This is a genomic window from Brachybacterium paraconglomeratum, from assembly GCF_039541415.1.
GTDB classification, from domain to species: domain Bacteria; phylum Actinomycetota; class Actinomycetes; order Actinomycetales; family Dermabacteraceae; genus Brachybacterium; species Brachybacterium paraconglomeratum_A.
Genome location: NZ_BAABGE010000002.1, coordinates 267,014 through 290,909, shown reverse-complemented (window position 1 = coordinate 290,909; position 23,896 = coordinate 267,014). Strand labels below are relative to the sequence as shown.

Genomic DNA, 23,896 nt, shown 5'->3' with positions numbered 1-23,896 from the left:
TCGACGACGAGGGCTGAGAGGAGAGGTGCTGTGCCGATGAAGGTGCTCAGGGTCCTCAACAACAATGTCGTGCTCTCCCGCGACGAGGACGGTCAGGGCGTGATCCTCACCGGGCGCGGCATCGGTTTCCGCGCGCAGCCCGGCCAGGACGTCGATCCCGAGAAGATCGTGCAGGTCTTCGTCCCGGCCGACGGGCGGGATCCCGACCATCTCGCCGAGGCCTTCGCGATGATCGATCAGGAGATCCTGCGGGCCGTCGTCATCGCGCTGCGGGAGACGGGCATCGAGGATCGCGAATCCCACCGCCCCACCCTCGCCATCGCCGTGGCCGATCACATCTCCGGCGCGCTCGAGCGGCTGCGTCAGGGAATCGAGATCGAGTATCCGCTGCAGGCCGAGGTCCAGACCCTCTACGCCGAGGAGTACGACAAGGCTCGCCGGCTGCTCGTCGAGATCAACCGCCAGGTGGATCCGGCGCTACCCGAGCATGAGGCGACAGCTCTTGCACTGCACCTGGTCAACGCCGGCTTCGCGACCGGAGACCTGTCCTTCACCTACACCATGACCGGTGTCATCCAGCAGATGCTCGCGATCGTGGGGGAGCGGTTCGGGATCGTCGTGGATCGCCACTCGATGGCCGCCGCCCGCTTCATCACCCACGTGCGCTATATGTTCGTGCGCATCCAGCAGCACCGTCAGCTCGACGGCGAGCAGTCCCTGATCAGCCGCACCATCCGCGAGGCCTATCCCGAGGCGGCCCGCACCGCCGAGCAGCTCGCAGTCATCGTGCGACTGCGGATGGGGGACGCCCTCTCCTACGACGAGATCGCCTACCTCGCCCTGCACGTGGCCCGGATGACGATGGAAGCCGAGGCCGCCGCGACGACGGACCGCGACAGCTGACCGCGACAGCTGACGATGCACGCGCCCGCATCGGCGGATGCACGCGCGGGCGTCGGCGCCGGTGCTGGCGCTGATGCCGACAGGGGCTAGGCGCCGTCCCCGACGACGGTAGGTCAGGCTGACGAACCGGTGGGTGCCCCAGCGGGCAGTCCGACTGACGAACCGGTGGGTGCCCCGGCGGACGGTCCGGCCGTCGGCCCGGTGGGCACCCCGTGCGGAGGCTCCGCGGCCAGGGCCCAGCTCACCTCGATCAGATCCTCCGGATCATGGAGGTCCGCGCCGGTCAGCTCCTGGAACCGGCGCAGCCGGTAGCGCAGGGTGTTCACGTGGACCGGGATCGACTCGGCGGCGCGGGGGATGCTCATCCGTTGTGCCAGATAGGCACGCACCGTCTCCTGCAGCAGCTGTCCGAACTCCCCCTCCGCCTGCAGCGGCTCCAGATGGCGAGCTCGCAGCAGTGCAGTGGTCTCAGGGCTGGCGGTGATCGCCATCCGCCAGGAGAGCGTCTCCAGGTCGGCGATGCCGCGATGCCCGACCCTCATCGCGGCTGCCTCCACCCGGCTCGCCGCGGCGAAGGACTCCGGCAGCTGCTCGAGCGTGCCGGGCGGGCCCAGCGCGATGGTCACGCCGTCGGGGCCGGGATCGGGCCCGGGGACGGGCTCACCGAGCACGAGACCGATCTCGGCATCCCCGTGCGGGGTGCTCAGCACCGTGGCCCCTGCGCGGGAGGCCCAGTCCTGGAGCCGTCGGCCGCTGTCCTGGCGAGCGCTGTGGGCGGTGGCGATGAGGGCGCGCACCGGCTGGTCGCCGGCCACGCCGTAGGCGGCGGCGCCGCTCAGCAGCTCGGTGCGCGGCAGGCCGGTCATCACCGTATCGATCAGCCAGCGGGAGCGCCGGGCCCGAGTCGGCGACGGCCTGGGCGATGCTGCGCTCCTGGTGGGCGATGACGGCCCGACTGGAGAAGGCATCCCCGAGGGACCACAGCAGGTTCGCCGCATCGAGCACCTCCTCGGCGGGCAGCCCATGCTCGGGGGCGAGCCGCTGCAGACGTCCCAGGATCACCGTCATGCACAGCCGGAAACCGGCCAGCACGCTGCCCAGCGGCACCCCCTGCCCCATCCTCTCGAGGGCGAGCTCCTCCGCCTCGTCGATGTGCTCGGCCCTTGGTGAATGTCCCTCCCGGATCGTGCGGATGCTCAGGGCGATGTTGCGGTGGATCGACGCGTCCAACGAGCCGCCGGACACCTCTCCGTAGCCGGGCAGCGTCTCCCGGATCGCGGACGAGGTCTCGGGCGCCAGCGTCGCATCGCCCTCGAGGGCGTCGAGCATCCTGCGCAGAGCCGCGCTGACGGCCGGCGGAGTGGTCATGGGATTCCTCGTCCTCGGTGGGGCGAGCCCGGCAGGGCCCCGCAGGGCTTCACGGAGTGCGGGAGCGGGGCTGAGCCATGACGTCAGCCTAGCGACCGAGTCGTCCGACTTCCCCCGAGGTATCTGCAACCCGTAGTATCGGGAACTCCGGGTATCGTGCATCTTGCCGACCCCGGCCAGCAACCGCCCCAGACATCGCCGTCGAAGGAGAACCCTCGTGCCCGAGGCAGTCATCGTCGCCACCGCCCGCTCGCCCATCGGCCGCGCCCGCAAAGGGTCGCTCAAGGACATCCGCCCCGACGACCTCGTCGGCCAGATGATCCAGGCCGCACTCGACCAGGTCCCGCAGCTCGACCCCACCACGATCGATGACCTGCAGCTGGGCTGCGCGATCCCCGAGGGGCAGCAGGGCGGGAACCTGGCCCGCACCGTCGCCGTCCGCCTCGGCCTGGACACCGTGCCTGGGGCGACCGTCACCCGCTTCTGCGCCTCCTCGATCCAGACCACCCGTGCCGCCTTCCACGCGATCGCCTCCGGCGAGGCCCGCGCCGTGATCTCCGCCGGCGTCGAGTCGATCTCCGCAAGCTCCGGAAAACTCATGGAGGAGGACGCACGAGACCCGCTGTTCCAGCAGGCCTGGGAGCGCACCGAGAAGCGCGCGAGCCGCGAGATCCCCGCCCCCTGGCACGATCCGCGTGAAGACGGCGATCTGCCCGACGCCTATATCGCCATGGGCCAGACCGCCGAGAACGTCGCCGAGCTGCGGGGCGTCTCCCGCGTCGCCCAGGACGAGTACGCCGTCCGCTCCCAGAACCGGGCCGAGGCCGCGATCGCCTCCGGCTTCTACCAGCGCGACATCACCCCGGTCACCCTGCCCGACGGCACCGTGGTCAGCGCCGATGATTCGCCGCGCGCCGGTGTCACCCTCGAGGCCGTCGGCGGCCTGGACCCCGTCTTCCGTCCCGAAGGCACCGTCACCGCCGGCAACTGCTGCCCGCTGAACGACGGTGCCGCGGCGCTGATCGTCATGGAAGCGGAGTACGCGAAGGAGCTGGGCATCACCCCGCTCGCCCGCGTGGTCGCCACCGGCGTCTCCGGCCTCAGCCCCGAGATCATGGGCCTCGGCCCGGTGGAGGCGACCCGCAAGGCGCTCGCGCTCGCCGAGCTGACCATCGAGGACATCGACCTGGTCGAGTTCAACGAGGCCTTCGCCGCCCAGGTGCTCCCCGCCGCCGAGGACCTCGGCATCGACCACGACAAGCTCAACGTCCACGGCGGAGCGATCGCGCTCGGCCACCCCTGGGGCTCCACCGGCGCCCGCATGACCACCACCCTGCTCCACGGTCTGCAGGAGCGCGAGGGCCGCTACGGCCTGGCGACCCTGTGCGTCGGCGGCGGCCAGGGCATGGCCCTCATCATCGAGAGGATGAACTGATGACCAGCATGAACAACCCCGGCAGCACTTCCTGGGATGCTCCGGCTCCCGGCCACATCTCCCTCGGCGGCAACCCCGGCCCCTCCGAGGAGGACGGCCGCGACTCCGTGGTCACGGACCGCGCCGTGGTCTCTGCGCCCGACCCTGCCGCCGCGACGCCCGCCGAGCTGCTGCCCGCCGCCGCGGACCACTACTCCCTCTTCCAGGACGTCTCCGGCGAGGACCTGAGGGCCTGGGCGGACGCCCGCTCGCTCGCCGCCGAGGTGCTCCCGAGGATCAACGACTGGTGGGACCGCGGCGAGTACCCCATCGAGCTGATCGCCCGGCTCGGCGAGCTGGACCTGCTCACCGACGGCCTCGACGTCCCCGGCCACCGCACCCTCTCCCCGCTCGCGACGGGCCTGGTGAACATGGAGCTCTCCCGCATCGACGGGAGCGTCGGCACCATGGTCGGTGTCCAGGGCGGGCTCGCGCTGCGCTCGATCATGCTGCTGGGCTCCGAGGAGCAGAAGCAGCGCTGGGCCGAGCCGCTCGCCACTGGCACGGAGCATGCCGCCTTCGCCCTCACCGAGCCGGATCACGGCTCGGACTCCGTCTCCCTCGAGACCGTCGCCCGCCGCGACGGCGAGAACTGGGTGCTGACCGGTCAGAAGCGCTGGATCGGCAACGGCGCCGGCTGCGACCTGTCGGTGGTGTGGGCGCGGGTCGACGATCCCGCCGACGAGAAGCTGCACGGACAGGTCAGCGGCTTCCTCGTGGACCAGTCGCTGCCCGGCTACGAGGCCGAGGTGATCCGCGGCAAGGTCGCCCTGCGCGCGATCCACCAGGCCCACATCACCATGACCGACGTGCGGATCCCGCTGGATCGGCGCCTGCCCGGCGCCCGCTCTTTCAAGGACACCTCCAAAGTCCTGTTCGCGACCCGGGCAGGGGTCGCCTGGGGCGCGCTCGGCCACGCCCTGGCCTGCTACGAGTCCGCGCTCGAGCACGCCCAGAAGCGCATCCAGTTCGGTCGGCCGCTCGCCAAGGCTCAGCACATCCAGGTGCGCCTGGCCTCGATGCTGCAGACCCTCACCTCGATGCAGCTGCACTGCGTGCGGCTCGCCGAGCTCGAAGCCGCCGGCACGATCCGCCCCGAGCAGGCCTCGCTCGCCAAGGTGCACAACACCCGTGCCGCCCGCGAGATCGCCTCCGACGCCCGCGACATGCTGGGCGGCTCCGGGATCCTGCTCGAGAACCGCGTGGTGCGCCACCGCAGCGACATCGAGGCCCTGCACACCTACGAGGGCACCGACACGATGCAGTCGCTCATCGTCGGCCGCTCGATCACGGGGGTCAGCGCCTTCGCCTGAGCGCCCACGCCGCGCTCTGCGCGATGCGCCGACGCCTCGTCGGTGCGGCATGGGGAGTTGTCCCCATCGCCGTGCCGACGGGGCGTTGATAGCGTCGGCGTCCCGCAGGGCCCGGCGATCCTGCATCATGCGGGCTCCAGGGGACGAGGGGTCGTGACCGTGACATCAGGCACGGAGAGCAGGGGCAGGGATGAGCTTTCTCGGGCAGGACACGGACGCGGTGCGGACGTGCGCAGACGCGTTCTCGCGTGGGGGCTCCGCGATCGCTCAGCTGCTCGCCGAGATCACGCCGCGGGTGATGGATGAATCGATGTGGCGCGGGGAGGACGCGGACCAGCTGCGCAGCACGTGGCAGAGCGGTGTCCTGCACGACGCGGACCGGATCCTCGCCGACCTCGGGTCGCGCTCGCGCGAACTCGAAACCCACGCCGACGAGCAGGACGGCGCCAGCTCCGCGGGGGGCGACGGCGGTCTCGGGCCGGGTGCCGTGGTGGGGGCGCGTCTCGGAACCGCTGGCCTCGGCGCCCTCGGCTTCGGTGGCCTCGGCGCCGGGTTCGCTCCGGGCCTCGCAGCGGGCTTCGTCTCCGAGGACCCTGATGGCGATGACGGCCTCGGGAACGACAACGGTGACGACGGGTCCTCGCCGACAGGAAAGCAGACCGACCACAGCCTCACCCAGGAGGATGCGGACAGGATCTACAAGGAGTACCAGGTCGAGGACGACGAGACCACGATGTGGGAGCTCACCGGGTACAAGCGCTGGCTCGCCGAGAAGGCGGGCGTGAGCATCCCGGATCCCATGGAGGTCACGGAGACGGAGGCCGAGCTGCTCGACGACCTCGACCCGCTGGAGATGAAGATCTTCAACGATGTGAAGGACCAGGCGTTCGAGGAGGTCGCCGCGCGCTACGGCGATGAGAACGGCAACGATCCCCATCCTGGTGATGCTCCATTCAACGACGACCAGGCCGACGCCTTCCGGCACGCGTACATCAACGCGAGGAACGCCCGCCTCTTCGGCGACGACTGGGCCACGGACTTCTGGACCGGCCACGAGCGGATCGAGGGCAACGATCCGGCGCGTGAGGCGATGGATCTGCATAACAATGAGGTCGGGCGCCGGATTGCGCGCGAGCATCCCTTCGCGACGAACGGGCAGCTCACAGACCTCGTCGAGCAGTCCGTAGCGAACGGCGAAATGGTGGTGATCGATAAGTCGGGGCGCCTGGTGCCCTCGAACTCGATCACGCCGGATGAGGCGGGTCACCCCGACCCGGGCGCGGCGCCGATGCCCGGTCATCCGCAGGAGAGGCAGACGAGTTGATGCGCCCGCCGACCGCGGCGCGTTCCCTCGTGCGTCGCACTTTCCTCACCCTCGCGGTGCTGGGCATGGCGGCGTGCGGGACCAGGACGCCTGAGCACGACGACGAGGAGGCAGGTCCGATGGAGCTGACGTCAGGACGAGAGATCGACGACGTGATCGTCACACTGTGGAAGGACGGGGGCGAGCGCGTGCTGTCCGACATCGTCGGCATCGAGTTCGATGACCTCCTGGTGTTCCCCGAGGGCACCCCGGCGGGCCGAGTCAACGAAGCGGCCGGGGGAGAGCTGCTGGGCGGGAAGTACTACCAGTCCTCCGCACAGCTGTTCCTGTTCCGGACCGGAGGCCGTGCCACGCTGGCTGCGATGATCTCCTCCGACGTGTTCGAGCACGAGGTCCAGAACGCTGCCTTCGGGCCTGAGGTACGGATCGTCGCGCTCGGTGATCGGCAGCTTGTCACCCTCGAGGACTAGCGGGGTCCGGGGGAGAGGGGGCTGGGCCGAGTATCTGGGGAAGGGCAGCGCTCCGCGTCGCGCGCTCCGAGAACGCCTTCGGTCACAGCCCGCGCAGCATCTCCGTCACGGTCACCAGGTCCTGGCCCGGGCAGAGACGAGGAGTCCAGATCAGGCCCGGTGACCCGGACTTGATGATCGTGACCTGCGCTGTCGGCTCCTGGCAGCCGCCCAGATCGTCGGCCAGGAGCGCGGTGTTGAGCGCGGTCAGCGCCTCGCCGGTCCCGCCGGGGGTGAAAGTCATCGCGCCGGGCTCCGTCCCGGGTGCGAGGTGCTTCCCCCACCCTGTCGTCGCGTTCTCCGCCCGGAGGGACATCTCATCCTCGTGCCCGGAGTCGAGCAGGGTATAGCGCTCCGCGGGCACGGACCGGTCGGGGCCGTCAGCTCCCCAAGGCATGATCTCGATCGTCCACGTGTCGAAGGGATGGGCCAGCTCGCCGACGGCCGTATCCCGGATGTCGCGAGTCAGCTCCTCGAGCGACCAGAGAGGGGTCCCGGTCTCGCAGCCCACCGCGGAGGACTCATGGGTCAGGGAGCCGGAGATCGTGACCGTGGACGGGACGGAATGGGGGCAGCTCGAGGTGCCGCCCTCCTCGATCCAGTTCACGTAGTCCTGCACGGCCCGCTCGATCTGTACGCGCTCCGATCCCCGCAGCATCCGGGGGACGGAATAGATCTGGGTGCCATCCTTGAGGGTGAAGCTGCTGGTGATGGTGTCCTCGGTGGCCTCGACCCGTGCCGTGCCGTAGGTCCCCTTGGGCGACATGCTCGGGCTCGCGATGGTGAGCACGTCGCTCGGCGACAGCGCGACGCCGGAACTGTCTGTGGTGCCCTCCCCGTCCGAGCCGCCATCGTCTGCGCCGCCGTCATCCGAGCTGCCCCCGCCGTCCGACGACCCGGGGCTGCTCGAGCTGCTCGGGGTCCCGGAGGTTTCCGTCTCCGGGGGCGGCAGGGTGCAGGCGCCCAGGACCAGCGAGATCGCGAAGACTGTGGCCGCGCGCCGCATCCAGGGAGTGCTCCGCATCGTGGTCCCTTCACAGTGGACGCCCTCGCGGGCTCGAGAACACAGAGTAGTGCGATGGCGTCAGCGGAGGCCCGCCGAGTCCTCTGCTGACCGGTCTCGTCGTGCCTGCCGCAGGATCCGGGAATCGAAGATAAATGAGGAGATTCCGTAATGACCGATGCGTAGTATGGTCAAGAGATCGTAAAGTCATGTTTGTGGTCATCGGGTGATGGTCGCGGAGCACGGATCTTCGGCACTGTCGTCGGCCGTACTCCAGGGGAATCAGGGGAAGGAACGACTCATGAGCACCACTACCACCAGGATCAGACGCCACGGGGCGGCACTCTTCGCGATCGGTGCTGTCGCAGCTCTGGCTGCCGGGTGCAGCGGGGGCCCAGCCCCGGCCAGCAGCGCCGCTGACCAGGACGGAGCGGGAACCGCCGCCCAGGCCCCCGATGCGCCGGCGGAAGCGCCCGCCGACGCGCCGGCCGATGTGCACGCTGTCGCGGACTCCGGCGACCAGAACGACCAGGGGGATCAGAATGACCAGAGCGACGGCTCCGACGAGGCGAGCCCAGCGTCGTCCCCGGTGGAGCTCCCTTCAGGCTGGGCCGGCACCCTCTCCACGGAGACGCTGACCACCACCGGCGCCGTCAGCTATCTGGCGATGCAGCACTTCAACACGGGTCCGGCGGTCACGACGCGCAGCGCCGAGCAGATGGAGAACGGCGAGTTCCTCGCGGGGAGCGACCCGCAGTGCGAAGGTGATGCAGTGCTCGACGGGGAGGTCGCGAGCTGCACCTTCACCGCCGCTGACGGCGCCACGGTGTATGCACTGGTGCACATGGTGCCCACCGGCTTCGGGAACACCGCGCTGCTCTACGAGGTCACCGACCAGAGCATGCCGGACTACACCGTGGCCCCCGGAGCCCAGCTGGGCCTGCAGGCCATCGAGGGTGACATCGCCGGTGTCACCGACGAGGATCTCGCCGGCGCCGCGATGAGCGCCGTCATGATGGGGGATCGCAACGACGGTGACGTGCCGCCGGAGCTCGCGATCACCTGCGAGGTGACCGACGGCGGTGAGCACGGACTGTGCGAGGTGACCGGCACCCCGGACGGCGGCGGCGATGGCATCTGGTACGCCACCGCGCAGAACGGCTACGACGGCGACCGCGCCGCCTACCTGTTCACCCGGCTCCCGCAGGGCTGAGCTGGGCAGGACAGGACAGGGATGCATGGGCAGGACTCCCGGGGAGTCCTGCCCATGGTTGCTGCACCCTCTGTCCTCATTCCCACAGTGAGAAGAAGGGGCAGGATGTTCTGGGGCGCACAGGCGATGGGGAGTCGTCCCCATCGACCACCGCATCGTGGGTCGCTACTGTCGAGATCACGGGTGGGCAGCGGGTCCGCCGCGACGGCACCGAGGGGCAGCTGATGGGGCGGGTCACCGAGAAGGTTCTGCCGCGGCGCACCGTGATGTCGTCCGCGGCGCTCGGCATGATCGGGGCGGTCGGCGCAGCGGGCCTCGCCGGATGCACGTCCGAGTCCGGGGACGAGGCGCCGTGGGCGAAGCTCGGTACGACCCCGCAGCCGGCCCGTGCCTCCCGAATCGAGCTCGCGGCGCTGCGTGCCGAGCCCGCGATCGAGACTCTGGACTCCTCGTACGTGGTCACCCGTGCGGCGCTGTTCCCCGTGTTCACGCAGGACGAGCTGGAGAACCTGTTCGTCGGCGTCTCAGCACCCCACGACGGCCTCACCGCCGCGGAGGGGACCGTCTTCCTGGTGGCGACCTTCCGTGAGGAGTACCTGGAGGACAGGCGCTGGCCCGCTGAAGCCCATGTCGGATCTGATCTCCGGATTCGGTTCACGGACAGCGCGGGAGACCGTCCCGCGCTCGAGCTCGACCCCGAGGAACGGCACGAGGACTGGCTGCTGCAGGTGCCCGCAGATCCCGCCCCGGAGGATGCGGTGCTCGAGGTCGAGATCGCCGGGAAGATCCGACAGCTCAGCCTGGTCGACGGCTCCCTCGTGCGCGACGACCTCGCCTACCTGCAGGACCGCCCTCGCGGCCTCTCGGTGCAGACCGGAGTTCCCGAGCACGAGCGGCTGTTCGAGGCGGAAGCGGTCGACGAGCACGGCGCGACCGACGCGGTCGGTCTCAGCGCTGGCCGCGGCGTGCTGGTGCCGGTGTCCACGTCGCAGGGATGGCCCTCGGAGGGCACCCTGTTCGCAGGCGTCACGGTGTACCACCGTCAGGACTTCACCCCTTCGGAGGAGCGGGTGGGGGAGCGATGGCCCGATCCGATGCAGCTCCCGTCCCGGCCCGAGGGATGCACGCTGACCCTGTCGGACGGCACGGTGGTCCCGCAGTCCGGCAGGGAGGCGGTCGCCCCCGACCAGGTCGTCGATGGCGTCTTCGACGGCGGTTCGCACCTGGTCTGGTTCGAGGTGCCCGTCAGGTTCGAGTCGGCCACGGTGCAGCTGCGGCTGGCCCTGTGCCCGCGCCGCGAGGGCCTCGCCGAGCTCCTCGGAGCGGATGCGGGCGCTGAGGCAGGCCTGACCCCCACCGAGGACCAGGAGCTGTGATGGCCAACGCCTCGAGCCCCGCAGCGCTGAGCCCCGCAGCATTGAGCTTCTCGGCACGGTGCATCGCAGCATCGAGCACGGCAGCCTCCCGCACCGCGGGCACGACGCCGGGCGCGGGTGGGACCAGCTCCCGGATCGGCCGACGGGCGGCGTTCGGCATCGGAGGGGCAGGTGCCCTCGCCCTCCTGCTGGCGGGGTGCGGCAGCGCCGCGAGGCTCCCGTCCGGGACCGCCCTGGTCAGCGAGGCTGGCGGGGGGCCGCTGTCAACCACCCTTCTCGCGCCACAGGAGGACCGCCTCATCGAGCTCCCGGGAGTCCAGTACCGGGTCCGCGGCATGAGCCTGGTGGAGTCCCTGCCACCGGACCTGGCCAGGGAGGCAGGACTCGACATCCCGGTGGACGATGAACTCGAGGAGGTCCTGCCCGCACGCGGCGAACGGTTCCTCGTGGCCGATCTGGACCGTCGGCCCCCGTCCCATCTCCCGCACGAGGCGCTCCCGGAGACCTATATCGAACGGGTGCTGCTCGATGACGTGGAGGTTGCCCGGCCCGCGCACAGCGCCCCCGAGGTGGAGGGGTTCCGGTCCCTGCAGATCCTGGTCTCGGTACCCGAGGGCATCACTCCGGAGCGGATCGTCCTGGAAACCTCCCTCGAGGGGATCACGCAGCGGCTGAGCCTGCTCGACGGGAGCCGGGTCAGCAGCGACATCGAGCAGGTCTACGCGCCGCGGCCGAGCCTCGAGGTGGCCGCCAACTGGTGGCAGAGGACCAGCGAGGACCCGTGGACCCTGCTCGCCGGGTTCGTGGTCGCCGGCGACGTCACCGCGGTCACCCCCGAGGGTCTCTGGGCGACCCCGGAGACCCTGATGGTCAGCCTGCACGTATGCACGTACCCCGGGAGTGGACCCGGAGTCAGCACGCTGGCCCTGCTGCTGCCCGACGGGTCGGCGACCACCCCGCGAGGGCCCCACGGCCAGGCGTTCGAGGTGGCCGACGGCGGGGGAACGGCCTGGTTCGAGGTGCCCGCCGACATCGCGAGCGCAACCGCCCGCATCGAGCTCGGCGTTGACGGGACCGCTCTGGGGACCGAGGAGATCGCGGTCTCGTTCACGCGGGAGTAGCCGCGCACTCAGGAACGGTCGAAGCCCCGGGCGTGCTCAGCGGCTCCCCAGCGGCAGGCTCTGGGCAAGGGCCTCCTGCCACGGGCCCAGCTCCCAGCCCTGCGCCGCGACCCAGTCATCGTCGAAGTAGGTGTCGGAGTAGCGGTCCCCGGGGTCGCACAGCAGGGTGAGCACCGAACCGGTCTCGCCCCGCTCGCGCATCTGCCCGATCAGCTGCGCGGCGGCGACCAGATTCGTGCCGGTCGAGGCGCCGACCCGTCGGCCCAGGTGCTCGGAGAGGTACCGGGCTGCGGCGACGGAGGCCGCATCGGGAACCCGGATCATCCGGTCCACCACTCCGGGCACGAAGCTCGGCTCGACCTGCGGCCGGCCGATCCCCTCGATGCGGGAGCCCTGTGTGGTGGTGACTGTCGGATCCTGCTGCACCCAGCCCTCGAAGAACGCGGAGTTCTCCACGTCTGCGACGCACAGCGAGGTGGGCAGGCTGCGATAGCGCAGCAGCCGCCCGAAGGTCGCGCTGGTCCCGCCGGTGCCGGCGCCGACGACGATCCAGCGTGGCACCGGATGCGGTTCGAGCTCCAGCTGCTCGAGCGCGCTGACGGCGATCGAGTTGTTCCCGCGCCAGTCGGTGGCCCGCTCGGCATGGGTGAACTGGTCCATGAACAGACCGCCCTGCTCATCGGCCAGCCGCTGCGCCTCCCGGCTCATCAGCTCCGCGCTCTGCACCACATGGCACTGCCCACCCGCGGCTTCGATCAGCGCGATCTTGCGGGTGCTGGTGCCGCGCGGGATGACCGCGACGAAGGGGATGCCCAGCATCCGCGCCACATGCGCCTCGCTCACCGCCGTCGACCCCGAAGACGCCTCGATCACCGGCATCCCCGGCCGTAGCTGACCATTGACCAGCGCGAACAGGAACAGCGAGCGCGCCAGGCGATGCTTCAGACTGCCCGAAGCGTGGGTCGACTCATCCTTGAGGTAGAGCTGGATGTCCCAGTCGGCGGGCAGGTCCACGCTCACCAGATGGGTGTCGGCGCTGCGGCGTCCGTCGGCCTCGAGCCGGCGGATCCGCTCCGCGACCCAGTCCCGCAGGGCGATATCGCTGCGGTCCGTATCTTCGAGCTGCTGCGGCCATGTCGCGGTGTCGTTCATGCGATGACCGTACCTGGGGACGGGGGCTAAGCCGCAGGCTTCGAGGCTGCCTGTGCGGTGCGCTCCGCATCCTCGAGCCGGAACACGGTGTAGAAGACGGTGCCCAGCAGCAGCGAGAGGAGCACGGACACGCTCACCGGTGTGGTGTCCGGGAGCAGCAGGTGGAACAGGAGCGGGCCACCGGCGACCCATCCGCTGAGCAGTGAACGAGGGCCGACGACGGCGGGGAGGGAGGAGGCGCGTCCGTGGTGCCGGAGCTGGGCACGGGAGACGATGATCGTGCCGATCGCGAGGAGCAGGGCCCCGAGGCCCAGCCCCAGCCCTACGTTGCTCAGGGGCGGCGCGGCGGCGCCGAGCATCCCGCAGGTCCCGGCGGTGTAGAACGCGGCACCGAGCAGGTGGGTCTTCCAGGACACGCGATGAGCCGGGTGGGACGGCGGGGACGTCTGCGTGCTCGTCGTAGCGGGGGCTTCGGGGTGCATCAAATCCTCCTCGTGGCTCCCACCACCGTACGTTCCCGACGGCGCACTGTCACGGAGTGCGGACGGCTCCGAAGGTGAGCCGGCGCCGCAGCGCGAAGCCGAGCTTCTCGTACCCGGTGATCGCGGAGGTGTTGGTCGCGGAGGCATGCAGCAGCGCCCGGTCACCCCGCTGCTGGATGTTGAAGGCGACGTCGAGCACGAGGCGGGAGGCGAGTCCCTGCCGGCGATGCTCCGCGTCGACGGCGACGGCGCTGATCTCGGTCCAGCCCTCTGGATGCAGGCGCTCGCCGGCCATCGCGATCAGGCGGCCCTCGCGTCGGATGCCCACGTAGCGGCCCAGTTCATGGGTGCGGGGCTCGAACGGACCGGGGCGGGTGCGCTCGACCAGGGCGAGCATGTCGGCGCTGTCCGCCGCGCCCAGCTCGATCGCCTCCTCGTCAGGCAGGGGCGCGAGGCGGTCGGTCTGGACCAGCTGCACCCCGGGCACCGAGAACACCGGCGCCCAGCCCGCGGGCAGCAGCGGATCGGCATGGGAGACGCTGACGGTCGCGCCGTGCCCGAACAGTTCGAGGATCGCCTCCCACACGTCCGGATGCTCCCAGTCCTTGACGCCGACGAACGGCGAGACGTCCGCGGGATAGCGCAGCACATGCTCGTTCCCCTCCGCGAGATGACGGTGGCGGCCGGTCAGCGAGGACCAGGCGGGGTTGTCCAGCACGCCGGCGTCCACAGCAGGAGTGCTCAGGGTGGGTGCGGCGGTGCCCGCTTCTGCCGACCCGCGAGCATCGATGTGCAGCGGCTCGGTGGGCGGTGGGTCCTGGAGCATCGTGAAGGGTCCTCGTGCTGGGAAGGGGGCTGGAACGGTGGTGCCGAACGGTGCGGAGCTGGAGCGGCGCGTTGACACGAACACGCTACTCCCGTCGGCCCGGGGCAGTGTGCGCGGTGCCTGGGCATGGGCGTGCAGTCGCCCTTCCGGCTCGGCGCCGAGCCTCGGGCCCGGTGGTATCTGGTGCCGGGGCCTTCACGCTCCGATAGCGTGATCTCGTTCGCCGTCTGCGCGGCGAACCATCTCTGATGGAAAGGACCACGGCCGTCTCGCGCCGTCCGCATATGACTCAGCCTCCTCAGCCTCCCCAGTCCCCGCCCGGCCCCCACGGTCAGCAGCCTGACGGTGCACCGGGCGGGGGTCCCGTCATACCCCAGCAGGGTGAGCCCGGCGGGAAGTCCGGGCGCAGCAAGGGCCCCGTCCTCGCGGCCGTGGGCTGCGGCCTGCTGCTGCTGGTGCTGCTGCTCTCCCTCGTCGGATTCTTCGGTGTCCGTGCGCTGATGGGAGACGGTGACGAGCAGTCCGCGTCCTCGCAGGAGGAGTCTCCGACGGAGGTGGACTCCAGCGAGCCTGAGGAGGCCACAGAGCCGGAGGAGACCACGGCGCAGGCGGAGGAGGACACCGCGCCGGAGCAGTCGCCGGAAGCCACTGAGGAGGCGGCGCCTGCGGGCGAGGCCAACGCACACTCACCACGGACCTGACACCTTCAACTCCTACGCGTTCGTCCCGCTGGATTACGTCGCGGCCGACGGCACTCCCTACGAGGACGCCGGCGTCGTCACCCCGGACTCCATGGACAAGCTGAACCTTGCGGACGGCCAGTCCGGCACCCTGCACTTCGTGTTCATGACGCCGGCGGATGTCCCCGAGGGCGGACACTTCGTCGTCGCCGACGCTTTTCCCTTGGATGAGGCTCTTGTCGAAGGGCAGTGGATCGCCGCCGTCTGATCCCCGCGTCTGCACCACGCGCTGAGTCGCGCGCGCAGTGGCGCGGCAGTGCTCGCGTAGCACCCCCGATCACCCTTGGTGACCGGGGGTGCTGTGTGTCGGGGCGGGGCCTGCTCTCAGGCGACCAGCGCGTCGATCTGGTCGATCGCCGAGCGAGACCCCTCCTCCACGCCCATGTCGAGCACGGTCTGCAGCCCCTCGCGGCTGGCGAAGGTGGTCATGTAGACCGCCCGGGTGCCGTCGTCCTGCGCGCTGAAGGTGCTGACGCAGGTGGAGACCGGCAGGTCGGTGTTCGGGGAGAAGTCGTCGTGGGCGAACCCGTCCTCGTAGCTGAACGAGCGGGGTTCGTCGACCTCGAGCACCGTCCAGTATCCGTAGAAGCGCTCACCCTCGGGGCCGGTCATGTAGTAGGTGACCCGGCCGCCGGGGGCGAGGCTGTGGTCCACCACGGTGGCGGGGTACCCCACGGGCCCCCACACCTTCTCGAGCTGACGCGGATCCGCATAGACCTCCCAGATCCGCTCCACCGGCGCGGCGAACTGCGCGGTGATCGTGAGGGTGAGGTTCTCCAGGTCATGGGTGATGTCGCTGACAGGCATGGTCACTCCTACGTGGTGGGCTCGGAAGTCCGGGGAGAGCTGACGGGCGCGGGGTCGGATTCCAGCAGCTCGTCGATACGGGCGATGTGGTCCCGCCAGCCGCCCTCGAGCTCGGTGAGGAGCTCGGACGCGGAGCGGAGGGCTCCGGTCTCGCCGCGGGTCAGGGTCTCCCTGCCGTGACGGCGCCGGATGATCAGCCCGGCCCGCTCGAGCACCACGACGTGCTTCTGCACCGCCGTGAGGCTCATCGGGTAGTTCCGGGCCAGCGAGGAGACCGACTGCTCGCGCTCCAGCACGCGGCGCAGGATGTCCCGCCGGGTGCGATCCGAGAGTGCGTGGAACCAGGCATCGGCCCGGTCGTCGTCGTTCCTCTGCATGTAAAAAACCTACAACCATTGGGTTGTGGATGCAAGGGGTGGGGCGGAAGGGTGGGGTGGGGAGGGATCGCATGCGGGACCAGGCTGAGCGAAGGCGGGGGAGGGGTCGATCCGCGGGCCCCGGCGCGCCTATGCTCGACGGCATGGCACAGGGGCGGGATTCTCCCACCGGCTATGACTGGGAGGACCACTCCGACCCGTCCGAGCCGGCTTCCCTCGCGCTGCCCGATCGCGGGCGCGGCCAGGCGGGCCGAGTGCCTGCCGTCGGCCCCGCGCTGCCGTTCCTCGGCGACGAACAGCTCGGTACCGCTGCGGACGACTCCGCCTCGGTGCCGGAGGACTCGGTGCCGGCCGACATCTTCCGGGAGGACGCGCCCTACGGGGCGCCCTCCTTCACCTACGAGCCGCAGGAGCCCCCTGAGGAGGGGTTGCGCCGCGTCGGGCTCCCGGCCTGGGCGATCGTCGCGATCGTCATCGTGCAGGCGGCCGCGCTGGTCGCCGTCGTGGGCCTCGTGGTGGGCGGGCTGCAGCGGCTCGGCGATCCCTCGCCCGCTCCGCCCGTGGCCACCCCCGCCAGCGATGAGGAGAGCACGAGCGTGCCGGGATCGCAGACCCCGCAGGAGCGGGAGCCCGGCACTGTCACCGACTCCGCAGGGCGGGAGATGACCGACGGGACCGGCGGGTATGACCGGCCGGCGACCCTCGGTGAGCACACTGTCAGCTGGACCGCCTGGACCGACGGGACCCTCAGCGTCACCCCGCTCGAGGTGGACCTCGCCGCGACCGCCCCGGGCGCCGACGGCAAGGACGTGGTCCAGGACGGCTACCGTCTGGTCCTGGTGACCTACGAGGTGCGTTACGACGGTCCCGGCCAGCTGGCGCCCGCCGAGGAGCTCTGGCTGACCGGTGAATCGGATCGCACCTACCTTCCCGACGTCGCCGAGGGGCTGGTCCCGGACCCGATGACCTCGATCAGCCCGCTCGGCGGTGGCGAGAGCGCGCGGTTCCGCAGCGCCTTCCTGGTCTCCGAGAAGGAGGTCGACACCTTCCGTCTGGGGGTGGAGACGTTCAGCGGCGAGCTCGTGTACTTCACGACCGGATGACCGGGACAGGGCGCTCGTGACCTCGTTCGCCCGCAGGTGTGCGTTAGCGTGACTTCGGGTCGCGGAGAACGCGTCGACCTGGCCTGCTTGACCACGCCCGTGAGCCGGAAAGGGGAGACCGGGGCACAGCGGAGCAGCTGTCTGCTCCCGCGCCGCGCAGAGCTATGCATCAGAACCCGCCCCCACACCTGTCGCAGAGCACCGCTCCTACCGAGCCGTTGCCTGAACGATCCTCGCGCAACTCCTTCTACCTCGCTGTCGGATGCCTCTCCGTGATCGCCGGACTGGTGCTCGGCGTCGGCGGATTCTTCGGGGTGCGCGCCTTCCAGGATGGTGGCGGGACCTCGATCGCCGGTGGCGACTCCGACGGCGGCGGGGATGGTGCGGAGTCGACGCCCCCAGCCCTCGACGAGATACCTGTAGGCCCCGATGACGCCGTGCCTTTCGGGAGCACCTTTCCGATCTACTCCACCACCCTCGAGGGCGAGGTCCACGCGACCGCGACCGCGGTGGACTGGGATGCGACCGCCGAGATCCTGGCGGTCAACTCACTGACGCAGGAGCCGGAGGAGGGGAACAAGTACGTGATGCTCACGCTGGAAGGCGTCTATCACGGTGGGAGCGACTATTCCGGGTATCCGGAGGCTTGGATGGGGACGGCCTATGTCGCCGAGGACGGCACCACGTACGGGCGCACCTTCGTCGTCACCCCGCATTACGACGACGTGGTTGAGCAGAGCGGCGTGTCCGCGGGAGGTTCCTTCCTCTCGGAGCTCACCTTCGAGATCCCGGCAGGGATCGAGGGGGGGAGGTCATTTCGTGCTCTTCGACGATCTGCAGGACACCGAAGAGGGGGCCTGGATGGCCGCGTCATGAGTGGGCGGACTGGGCTCGAGCCCTGAGCGGGCGCGCTCGCGGCAGCAACGGCCGGCCTCGGTGGACACCTGCCGTCGACCTGAGGCATCATCTACGTGAAACCCGCAGTATCAGACAATCCTGCGGATGCCGCCTGCCCTCGACGAAGAGATCGCGAAAGGTCACTGATGAGCAGCTACACCGAGCACGTCACCCGAGTCCTGACGGAGGACCGCGAACACCCGGGCCTGGGCACGGTGGCCGTGCTGACCTTCGCCCCGCCGGAGGGGGAGGAGCGTCGCCCCGCCACCCTCGGCCCCCGCTCGATCGACGCGGTCACCGGCGCGATCACCGCCGCCCTGGACCGTGCCGAGGCCGGGGAGATCCAGGCGATCGCCATGACCGGCACCGGCCGCGTCTTCCTCGCCGGCGCCGACCTGTCGATGTTCGCCGATCCGACCGCAGCATCCAACGTCCAGGGCATGACCCGCGCCGCCCATGACCTGCAGGTCCGCGTGCGCACCAGCCCTGTCCCGGTGCTCGCCCACCTCAACGGCGTCGCCCTCGGCGGCGGCCTGGAGGTGGCGCTGATGGCCGATGTGCGCACCGCCGCCCCCGCGGTGCGCGGCCTGGGGCTGCCCGAGACCAGCCTCGGCATCCTGCCCGGATGGGGCGGCACCACCCTGCTGCAGTCCGTCGTCGGCGCTGAGACCGCGGTGCGGATGATCCTCGAGGACCCGGCCCGCGACAAGCAGCTGAACGCCGAGCAGGCCCTCGAGATCGGACTGGTCGACGAGATCGCCGAGGACCTCGACGAGGCGCTCGACGAATTCGCCGCGCTGGTCGCCGCGCACGTCGATCTCGATGCGGCCGACGCCGACGTGGTCGACCCCGCACTCGCCGAATCCGCCTCCGCTGGTGCGGTCGCGGCCGACGGCACTGCGTCAGCAGGCGGCGCCTGGGGAGGCCGCACCCCGCCGCTGCCTGCCGCCGATACGCCGGAGGCCGAGGAGCTGCTCGACGCGCTCGATGCCGCTCACGGCGGCGCCGAGACCCGCCGCACCTGGGCCGCCCGGCTCGAGGGGCAGGGTGCCCCTGCCGTCGGCCGCGCCCTCGGGCTGCTGCAGCAGCTCCCGGGCTCCACCCTCCCCGAGGCCCTTGCCCGGGAGGCCGCCGCGCTCGAGGAGCTGGTGCGCAGCGACGGCGCGGCCGCCTCGATGTACACCGCCGAGCTGCTGCGCCGTGGCAAGCCCGGCCGCGCCCCGGTCGACGGCGCACGCGAGATCCACCGAGTCGGCGTGGCCGGCGCCGGGCTGATGGCCTCGCAGATCGCCGCCCAGCTCGCCCTCGGCCTCCAGGTCCCCGTCGTGATGCGGGATCTGGATACGGAGATCGCGGCGAAGGGGCTCGCCGCCGCTCGCGAGGTGGTCGCCCAGACCGCAGCCCGCGGGCTGCTCGATGAGGCGACCGCCACCCAGATCTCGCAGAACCTCTCCTCCACCACGGATCTCCAGGCGCTCGCCGGCTGCGACCTCGTGCTCGAGGCGGTGCCCGAGGTGCTGAAGATCAAGCAGTCCGTCTTCGCGGAACTCGAGACGGTGCTGGCGGACGACGCACTGCTGGTCACCAACACCTCCTCGCTCTCGGTGACGAAGATGGCCGAGGGCCTCGCCCACCCCGAACGGGTGGTGGGCCTGCACTTCTTCAACCCCGTCGCCAAGATGCCGCTGGTCGAGGTGATCCACACCGGCGCGACCGACGAGACCACCCTCGCCACCGGCCTGGAGGTGGTGCGACGGCTGCGGAAGTTCGCGGTGCGCAGCGCGGATGCCCCCGGCTTCATCGTCAACCGGCTGCTGTTCCGGGTGCTCGGTGCAGTCCTCGCCTCCGTCGACGCGGGCGCCGATCCGGCGGAGGTCGATGCCTCCCTCGACGCGCTCGGCATGCCGATGCGACCCTTCGAGCTGCTGGACCTGGTGGGCCTCGCGGTTGCGGACCATGTGGGCACGGTGCTCGCCGACGAGCTTGGGGATCGCTTCCACGCCTCCCCGGGCCTGCACTCGATGGCTGAGCAGAAGGCCCACTTCACCGAGCGCAGCAAGACTGCGGTGCACCCGCCGGTCTCCCCGACCGTGGCCGAGGTCTTCGCCGCGGTACGGGTACGCGGAACGGCGGTGAACACCGATGCGGGGGCGGACGTCCCCGTCGGTGACGCGTTGCTCGAGAGGGTCCAGGACGGCCTGGCCGAGGAGATCGCCCTGATGCTCGACAACGGCGTCGTCGAGCGACCCGAGCAGGTGGACCTCGCGCTGATCCTCGGCGCCGGCTTCCCCCGCCACCGCGGCGGCATCACTCCGTACCTCGATGCCTCGGGCACCTCGCAGCGGGCCACCGGCCGCACCTTCCACGGGGAGCTGTTCACCGGCCGCGGCTGATCCCGCAGAGGCGGGGACTGGTTCGCCGGGGCGGGGACTGATCTGTGGGGGTGGGGACCACCGAGAAGGGGGTCCCCGCCCCGGCGTACCATGTCTGGCGCGAGCCGGGGGAAGGCTCGTCCGAGGGGAGTCCTGCGGGCGGAAGGGACGGTGTCACGCCCGGCGCCGGAGGGGGACATGGCGGAACAACCGAAGGATGACGAGGATCCGCAGGACGCCGAACTGCAGGAGGCCATCCTGCAGGGACGCCGCAGCACGAGGAAGCTTGCCTGCGTCGGCTGTGCACTGCTTGTGCTGCTGGTCGTCGGGGCTGGCGGCGTCTTCCTGTACACGAGCAGCGGCACCGGGACCACGGAGCGGGGTACCCATCGGGTCAGCGCCGCCCCGATCGACGGGGATCCGGCCGACGAGTCCTCGTCGTCGGCCACCACCAGTCCGTCGCCCACGGAGCCGGCCGTTGCCGAGGGGAACGCAGCGCCCGGCCCCGGCGAGACCTACATCCTGGTGCCTGTCGAGATGACCGTCAGAGAGGGCGCAGGATTCGAGCCGTTCTTGGGGCTGAGCATCGACTATGTCAGCAGCGAGGGGTTCGAGTCCTCGAACGACCTCGCGCTGACGCCGAAGAGTCCCGCCTTCGTGGGCTCTGTCGAGAGCGGGCAGGCGGTGAACTGGGAGGTCGCGCTCATCGTGCCGGAGGATCAGCTCGCCGAGGGCCTGATCCGCGCCAGGACGCTCTCCAACCCCTCCAGCGATCCGGTCTGGGTGGTCGCCGGCTGACGCATCAGGGGGGGGCACCCGCTCTGCACGAGGGGCATCGTGACCAGATAGCGACCGTGCAGACCCTGAACGAACCCTGAGTGCCCCGTACGATGTGGCGCACAGACCCAGGGGGTCTCGGCCACCGCAGGCCGTGTCAGCAGAGAGGGGACGGCGCCGTCATCGGCGTCGGAGCAGAACATGTCGCAGCCACCGCAGAACGGATGGGGCCAGCCCCAGTCCGGAGATCCCGATGCCCAGCAGCCCGCGCCGGGCGGCTACGGTTCGCCGGCGCAGCCACCGCAGAGCTACGGTCAGGACCAGGCCGGATACGACCAGCAGGGCTATGACCAGCCGGGCTACGGCCAGCCGGGCTATGACCAGCAAGGGACCGGGCAGGGCTTCGGCCAGGCGTCCCCGAGCGCCGGCTACGGGCAGGACGCCCCCTTCGCCCCGAGCTTCGGAGACGGCAACGGGCAGGGTTTCGCGCCGCAGGGCGGAGCCCCCAAGAAGTCCAACAAGCTTCCGATCATCATCTGCGCTGGCTGTGCGGTGCTCGCGCTGCTGCTGATCGTGGTGGGCGGCGGCATCTTCCTGTTCACCCGTGGCGGGGGAGAACCCACCGACGGTGGCGAGACGACCACGCAGGAGCCCAGCGAGGATCCGAGCGAGGCGCCATCCGAGGAGCCCAGCGAAGAGCCTTCGGAAGAGCCGAGCGAGGAGCCTTCTGAGGAGCCATCGGAAGAGCCCAGCGAGGAGCCCTCGGAGGCCCCGGCCGGTGAGGGCGCGGGCACCAAGGACAGTCCGTATGCCGTCGACCAGATGTTCACGCTGGAGGACGGTTCCGGCGGCACTCTCGACGTGAAGATCGGCGCGGTGAACTGGGACGCCACCGAAGCGGTCATGGGCGCCAACCAGTTCAACACCGAGCCGGCCGAGGGGGAGACCTACATCCTCATCCCCGTCGAGATGACGTATCACGGTGACGAGACGGCCGAACCGTTCCTCTCGCTGGTGATCGACTACGTCACCACCGGAGGGAACTCCTACTCGGACGACGGGTCCATCACTCCGAACAGCTCCTTCGACGTCGGGGAGCTCCATGACGGCGGCACCGGGAACTGGGAGGTCGGTGTCATCATCCCGGCGGATCAGGCCAAGGACGGGGCGCTTTCGGTCGACGTCCTGTTCAACTTCTCCAGCGAGCCGGTGTGGGTGGCTGTCAGCTGACGTGATCGCGCCGTGCGCACCGCGGCCCGTCCGCTCCCGGGGGACCGGTGAGTCGGGCGGGCCGATCGCGTGAAGTCGTGCGGCGAGGCAGCGCCGTGAGGACTGCTCAGCAGCGCGGGCTGCTCAGCGGCGAGGGCTGCTCAGCAGTGCGGCAGAAGGGTGAGGACGGCTCAGCGGCGCGGCGCGGCCCAGGCGTCGAGCTGCTCGAGGGCCCGCTCGATCGTCTCGCGGCTCTTGCAGAAGGCCATCCGCAGGTAGGCGCTCGCGTCACCGGCCTGTCCGTCGCGGTAGAAGGCGGACAGCGGGATCGCCACCACCCCAGCCTCGGCGGGCAGGCGCTCGGCGAGGGCGTCGGCGTCGGGCTCACCGAGTGGGCCCGCATCCGCGACCGTGAAGTATCCAGCCTCGGGCACGCTCACCCGGAAGCCGATCTCGCGCAGCCCGTCGGTGAGCAGGTCCCGGCGCTCCCGCAGGTCGGCGGCCAGGTCGTGGAAGGCCGACGGCGGCATCGCCAGGCCGATCGCCACTGCGGGCTGGAAAGGTGCCCCGGAGGAATAGGTCAGCCATTGCTTCACCCCGGTGATCGCGGTGATCAGCTCCGGGCGGGCAGTGATCCAGCCGATCTTCCAGCCCGTCACCGAGAACGTCTTGCCGGCCGAGGAGATCGAGATGGTGCGGTCCTGCGCCCCGGGCAGAGTCGCGATCGGCAGGTGCGCGGGACCGAAGGTGAGGTGCTCGTAGACCTCGTCGGTGACGATCAGCGCGTCGTGCCGCGCCGCCTCGTCGACGATCGCCTGCAGCGCTCCGACCCACAGCATCAGCCCGGTGGGGTTGTGGGGCGTGTTCACCAGCACCAGCCGGGTGCGCTCCGAGAACGCTGCGCGCAACGCGTCCTCGTCGACATCGAGGACCAGATCGCCGGTGGCAGCGCCAGAGTCGGCGTCAGCACCGGAGCCGGCGTCAGTGCTGGAGCCTGCGCTGGATCCGGAGTGCGTATCTGGGGCGGGACGGGAGGTGACCGGCACCGTGCGGTGCACCCCTCCGGCCAGGGCGATCATCGCCGCGTACTGGTCGTAGAAGGGTTCGAGGGTGATCACCTCATCCCCCGGCTCGACCAGCGCCAGGATCGTCGCGGCGAGCGCCTCGGTGGCACCCGTGGTCACCAGGACCTCGGTCGCGGGATCCCAGCTCACGCCGTACCACTGGGACTGGTGCTCCGCGATCGCCTCGCGCAGCACTGCCTCCCCGGCGCCGGGCGGGTACTGGTTGCGGCCCTCACGGATCGCTGCGACCGCTGCCTCGGCCACTGCCGAGGGCGGGGCATCGTCGGGGAAGCCCTGGCCGAGATTCAGCGCCTGGTGCTCCGCGGCACGCGCAGACATCCGGGCGAAGACGGTGGGGCGAGCCACGCCGTCCTTCAGCAGGCCGGCAGCGGCGGTGGCACGGGTCCAGGGGCCTGAGATCTCCATGTCCCCGAGTCTGACAGAGAGCACCGCCAGGGCGCAGGCGGAGAGCGGGCCGCAGAGCGC

Annotated in this window: 23 protein-coding genes and 1 pseudogene; 15 read left to right on the top strand and 9 right to left on the bottom strand. The window is 70.6% G+C overall.

Annotated elements, in window-relative coordinates; all coding sequences use genetic code 11:
- Positions 1-36 precede the first annotated feature (36 nt).
- Complete coding sequence (locus ABD893_RS01275) at positions 37-903, top strand: PRD domain-containing protein (RefSeq protein ID WP_345075693.1); 867 nt, start codon at positions 37-39, stop codon at positions 901-903.
- A 113-nt stretch (positions 904-1,016) separates the two neighbouring features.
- Here ABD893_RS01275 and ABD893_RS01270 read toward each other — a convergent pair whose 3' ends face one another.
- Positions 1,017-1,769, bottom strand: a complete 753-nt coding sequence (locus tag ABD893_RS01270) for a PucR family transcriptional regulator (protein WP_345075692.1) — start codon at positions 1,767-1,769, stop codon at positions 1,017-1,019.
- 61 nt (positions 1,770-1,830) lie between these two features.
- A pseudogene (locus tag ABD893_RS17110) lies at positions 1,831-2,232 on the bottom strand (RsbRD N-terminal domain-containing protein); the annotation flags it as partial.
- A gap of 256 nt (positions 2,233-2,488) precedes the next feature.
- Here ABD893_RS17110 and ABD893_RS01265 point away from each other — a divergent pair.
- From ABD893_RS01265 to ABD893_RS01250, 4 genes are all read left to right on the top strand, one after another.
- On the top strand, positions 2,489-3,706 hold the full coding sequence (locus ABD893_RS01265; RefSeq protein WP_345075691.1) for an acetyl-CoA C-acetyltransferase: 1,218 nt from the start codon (positions 2,489-2,491) through the stop codon (positions 3,704-3,706).
- Positions 3,706-5,058 (top strand): acyl-CoA dehydrogenase family protein, encoded by a 1,353-nt coding sequence (locus ABD893_RS01260; protein ID WP_345075690.1) that lies wholly within the window; start codon positions 3,706-3,708, stop codon positions 5,056-5,058. The genes ABD893_RS01265 and ABD893_RS01260 overlap by 1 nt, the downstream gene beginning before the upstream one ends.
- A 190-nt stretch (positions 5,059-5,248) precedes the next feature.
- On the top strand, positions 5,249-6,382 hold the full coding sequence (locus tag ABD893_RS01255; protein ID WP_345075688.1) for a DUF6973 domain-containing protein: 1,134 nt from the start codon (positions 5,249-5,251) through the stop codon (positions 6,380-6,382).
- Positions 6,382-6,852, top strand: coding sequence for a hypothetical protein (locus ABD893_RS01250; protein WP_345075687.1), 471 nt, complete (start codon positions 6,382-6,384; stop codon positions 6,850-6,852). Before ABD893_RS01255 ends, ABD893_RS01250 begins: the two co-directional genes overlap by 1 nt.
- A gap of 82 nt (positions 6,853-6,934) precedes the next feature.
- Here the strand turns inward: ABD893_RS01250 and ABD893_RS01245 are convergent, their stop codons facing one another.
- Positions 6,935-7,915 carry a hypothetical protein gene (locus ABD893_RS01245; RefSeq protein WP_345075686.1) on the bottom strand — a complete coding sequence of 327 codons (981 nt, stop codon included), beginning with the start codon at positions 7,913-7,915 and terminating at the stop codon, positions 6,935-6,937.
- A 280-nt stretch (positions 7,916-8,195) separates the two neighbouring features.
- On the opposite strand from ABD893_RS01245, the gene ABD893_RS01240 reads away from it, so the two are divergent.
- From ABD893_RS01240 to ABD893_RS01230, 3 genes are all read left to right on the top strand, one after another.
- Positions 8,196-9,107 (top strand): hypothetical protein, encoded by a 912-nt coding sequence (locus tag ABD893_RS01240; protein WP_345075685.1) that lies wholly within the window; start codon positions 8,196-8,198, stop codon positions 9,105-9,107.
- Between the two features lie 224 nt (positions 9,108-9,331).
- Positions 9,332-10,483 carry a hypothetical protein gene (locus ABD893_RS01235; protein WP_345075683.1) on the top strand — a complete coding sequence of 384 codons (1,152 nt, stop codon included), beginning with the start codon at positions 9,332-9,334 and terminating at the stop codon, positions 10,481-10,483.
- Positions 10,483-11,604 carry a hypothetical protein gene (locus tag ABD893_RS01230; RefSeq protein ID WP_345075682.1) on the top strand — a complete coding sequence of 374 codons (1,122 nt, stop codon included), beginning with the start codon at positions 10,483-10,485 and terminating at the stop codon, positions 11,602-11,604. The genes ABD893_RS01235 and ABD893_RS01230 overlap by 1 nt, the downstream gene beginning before the upstream one ends.
- Positions 11,605-11,640: 36 nt before the next feature.
- Here ABD893_RS01230 and ABD893_RS01225 read toward each other — a convergent pair whose 3' ends face one another.
- The 3 genes from ABD893_RS01225 to ABD893_RS01215 all read right to left on the bottom strand — a co-directional run bounded on the left by ABD893_RS01225 (position 11,641) and on the right by ABD893_RS01215 (position 14,064).
- Positions 11,641-12,756: a PLP-dependent cysteine synthase family protein gene (locus ABD893_RS01225; RefSeq protein WP_345075679.1), complete on the bottom strand. Its 1,116-nt coding sequence runs from the start codon at positions 12,754-12,756 to the stop codon at positions 11,641-11,643.
- A gap of 26 nt (positions 12,757-12,782) precedes the next feature.
- Positions 12,783-13,172, bottom strand: coding sequence for a hypothetical protein (locus tag ABD893_RS01220; RefSeq protein ID WP_345075678.1), 390 nt, complete (start codon positions 13,170-13,172; stop codon positions 12,783-12,785).
- A 115-nt stretch (positions 13,173-13,287) separates the two neighbouring features.
- The gene (locus ABD893_RS01215; protein ID WP_345075677.1) at positions 13,288-14,064 is read right to left on the bottom strand and encodes a GNAT family N-acetyltransferase; all 777 of its coding nucleotides are present in this window, start codon (positions 14,062-14,064) and stop codon (positions 13,288-13,290) included.
- 284 nt (positions 14,065-14,348) lie between these two features.
- Between ABD893_RS01215 and ABD893_RS01210 the strand changes: the two genes are divergently transcribed.
- Complete coding sequence (locus tag ABD893_RS01210; RefSeq protein ID WP_345075676.1) at positions 14,349-14,765, top strand: hypothetical protein; 417 nt, start codon at positions 14,349-14,351, stop codon at positions 14,763-14,765.
- A 91-nt stretch (positions 14,766-14,856) separates the two neighbouring features.
- Complete coding sequence (locus ABD893_RS01205) at positions 14,857-15,012, top strand: hypothetical protein (protein WP_345075675.1); 156 nt, start codon at positions 14,857-14,859, stop codon at positions 15,010-15,012.
- A 116-nt stretch (positions 15,013-15,128) separates the two neighbouring features.
- Here ABD893_RS01205 and ABD893_RS01200 read toward each other — a convergent pair whose 3' ends face one another.
- Together ABD893_RS01200 and ABD893_RS01195 are read right to left on the bottom strand one after the other, a co-directional pair.
- Entirely contained in the window at positions 15,129-15,611 is a 483-nt protein-coding gene (locus ABD893_RS01200) for an SRPBCC family protein (RefSeq protein ID WP_345075673.1), read from the bottom strand.
- A gap of 8 nt (positions 15,612-15,619) precedes the next feature.
- On the bottom strand, positions 15,620-15,988 hold the full coding sequence (locus ABD893_RS01195; protein ID WP_345075672.1) for an ArsR/SmtB family transcription factor: 369 nt from the start codon (positions 15,986-15,988) through the stop codon (positions 15,620-15,622).
- Between the two features lie 143 nt (positions 15,989-16,131).
- Here ABD893_RS01195 and ABD893_RS01190 point away from each other — a divergent pair, with 143 nt between their 5' ends.
- The 5 genes from ABD893_RS01190 (at position 16,132) to ABD893_RS01170 (ending at position 22,367) form a co-directional block, all read left to right on the top strand.
- Positions 16,132-17,091, top strand: a complete 960-nt coding sequence (locus tag ABD893_RS01190) for a hypothetical protein (RefSeq protein ID WP_345075671.1) — start codon at positions 16,132-16,134, stop codon at positions 17,089-17,091.
- A 218-nt stretch (positions 17,092-17,309) separates the two neighbouring features.
- Entirely contained in the window at positions 17,310-17,993 is a 684-nt protein-coding gene (locus ABD893_RS01185; protein ID WP_345075670.1) for a hypothetical protein, read from the top strand.
- Between the two features lie 141 nt (positions 17,994-18,134).
- Positions 18,135-20,381 carry a 3-hydroxyacyl-CoA dehydrogenase NAD-binding domain-containing protein gene (locus tag ABD893_RS01180; RefSeq protein ID WP_345075669.1) on the top strand — a complete coding sequence of 749 codons (2,247 nt, stop codon included), beginning with the start codon at positions 18,135-18,137 and terminating at the stop codon, positions 20,379-20,381.
- Between the two features lie 177 nt (positions 20,382-20,558).
- Complete coding sequence (locus ABD893_RS01175) at positions 20,559-21,158, top strand: hypothetical protein (RefSeq protein ID WP_345075668.1); 600 nt, start codon at positions 20,559-20,561, stop codon at positions 21,156-21,158.
- A gap of 180 nt (positions 21,159-21,338) precedes the next feature.
- Positions 21,339-22,367 (top strand): flagellar basal body-associated FliL family protein, encoded by a 1,029-nt coding sequence (locus ABD893_RS01170; protein ID WP_345075667.1) that lies wholly within the window; start codon positions 21,339-21,341, stop codon positions 22,365-22,367.
- A 170-nt stretch (positions 22,368-22,537) separates the two neighbouring features.
- Here the strand turns inward: ABD893_RS01170 and ABD893_RS01165 are convergent, their stop codons facing one another.
- On the bottom strand, positions 22,538-23,836 hold the full coding sequence (locus ABD893_RS01165; protein WP_345075666.1) for an aminotransferase class I/II-fold pyridoxal phosphate-dependent enzyme: 1,299 nt from the start codon (positions 23,834-23,836) through the stop codon (positions 22,538-22,540).
- Between the last annotated feature and the right edge of the window lie 60 nt (positions 23,837-23,896).

Excerpts from the sequence above, each read along its gene's own strand:
- ABD893_RS01205 (WP_345075675.1), top strand. The coding sequence starts at position 14,857 with ATGGACAAGCTGAACCTTGCGGACGGCCAGTCCGGCACCCTGCACTTC.
- ABD893_RS01175 (WP_345075668.1), top strand. The coding sequence starts at position 20,559 with ATGGCGGAACAACCGAAGGATGACGAGGATCCGCAGGACGCCGAACTG.
- ABD893_RS01270 (WP_345075692.1), bottom strand. The coding sequence starts at position 1,769 with ATGACCGGCCTGCCGCGCACCGAGCTGCTGAGCGGCGCCGCCGCCTAC.
- ABD893_RS01210 (WP_345075676.1), top strand. The coding sequence starts at position 14,349 with ATGACTCAGCCTCCTCAGCCTCCCCAGTCCCCGCCCGGCCCCCACGGT.
- ABD893_RS01190 (WP_345075671.1), top strand. The coding sequence starts at position 16,132 with ATGGCACAGGGGCGGGATTCTCCCACCGGCTATGACTGGGAGGACCAC.
- ABD893_RS01165 (WP_345075666.1), bottom strand. The coding sequence starts at position 23,836 with ATGGAGATCTCAGGCCCCTGGACCCGTGCCACCGCCGCTGCCGGCCTG.
- ABD893_RS01250 (WP_345075687.1), top strand. The coding sequence starts at position 6,382 with ATGCGCCCGCCGACCGCGGCGCGTTCCCTCGTGCGTCGCACTTTCCTC.
- ABD893_RS01275 (WP_345075693.1), top strand. The coding sequence starts at position 37 with ATGAAGGTGCTCAGGGTCCTCAACAACAATGTCGTGCTCTCCCGCGAC.
- ABD893_RS01200 (WP_345075673.1), bottom strand. The coding sequence starts at position 15,611 with ATGCCTGTCAGCGACATCACCCATGACCTGGAGAACCTCACCCTCACG.
- ABD893_RS01245 (WP_345075686.1), bottom strand. The coding sequence starts at position 7,915 with ATGCGGAGCACTCCCTGGATGCGGCGCGCGGCCACAGTCTTCGCGATC.
- ABD893_RS01235 (WP_345075683.1), top strand. The coding sequence starts at position 9,332 with ATGGGGCGGGTCACCGAGAAGGTTCTGCCGCGGCGCACCGTGATGTCG.
- ABD893_RS01170 (WP_345075667.1), top strand. The coding sequence starts at position 21,339 with ATGTCGCAGCCACCGCAGAACGGATGGGGCCAGCCCCAGTCCGGAGAT.
- ABD893_RS01225 (WP_345075679.1), bottom strand. The coding sequence starts at position 12,756 with ATGAACGACACCGCGACATGGCCGCAGCAGCTCGAAGATACGGACCGC.
- ABD893_RS01240 (WP_345075685.1), top strand. The coding sequence starts at position 8,196 with ATGAGCACCACTACCACCAGGATCAGACGCCACGGGGCGGCACTCTTC.
- ABD893_RS01215 (WP_345075677.1), bottom strand. The coding sequence starts at position 14,064 with ATGCTCCAGGACCCACCGCCCACCGAGCCGCTGCACATCGATGCTCGC.
- ABD893_RS01260 (WP_345075690.1), top strand. The coding sequence starts at position 3,706 with ATGACCAGCATGAACAACCCCGGCAGCACTTCCTGGGATGCTCCGGCT.
- ABD893_RS01230 (WP_345075682.1), top strand. The coding sequence starts at position 10,483 with ATGGCCAACGCCTCGAGCCCCGCAGCGCTGAGCCCCGCAGCATTGAGC.
- ABD893_RS01180 (WP_345075669.1), top strand. The coding sequence starts at position 18,135 with ATGAGCAGCTACACCGAGCACGTCACCCGAGTCCTGACGGAGGACCGC.
- ABD893_RS01195 (WP_345075672.1), bottom strand. The coding sequence starts at position 15,988 with ATGCAGAGGAACGACGACGACCGGGCCGATGCCTGGTTCCACGCACTC.
- ABD893_RS01255 (WP_345075688.1), top strand. The coding sequence starts at position 5,249 with ATGAGCTTTCTCGGGCAGGACACGGACGCGGTGCGGACGTGCGCAGAC.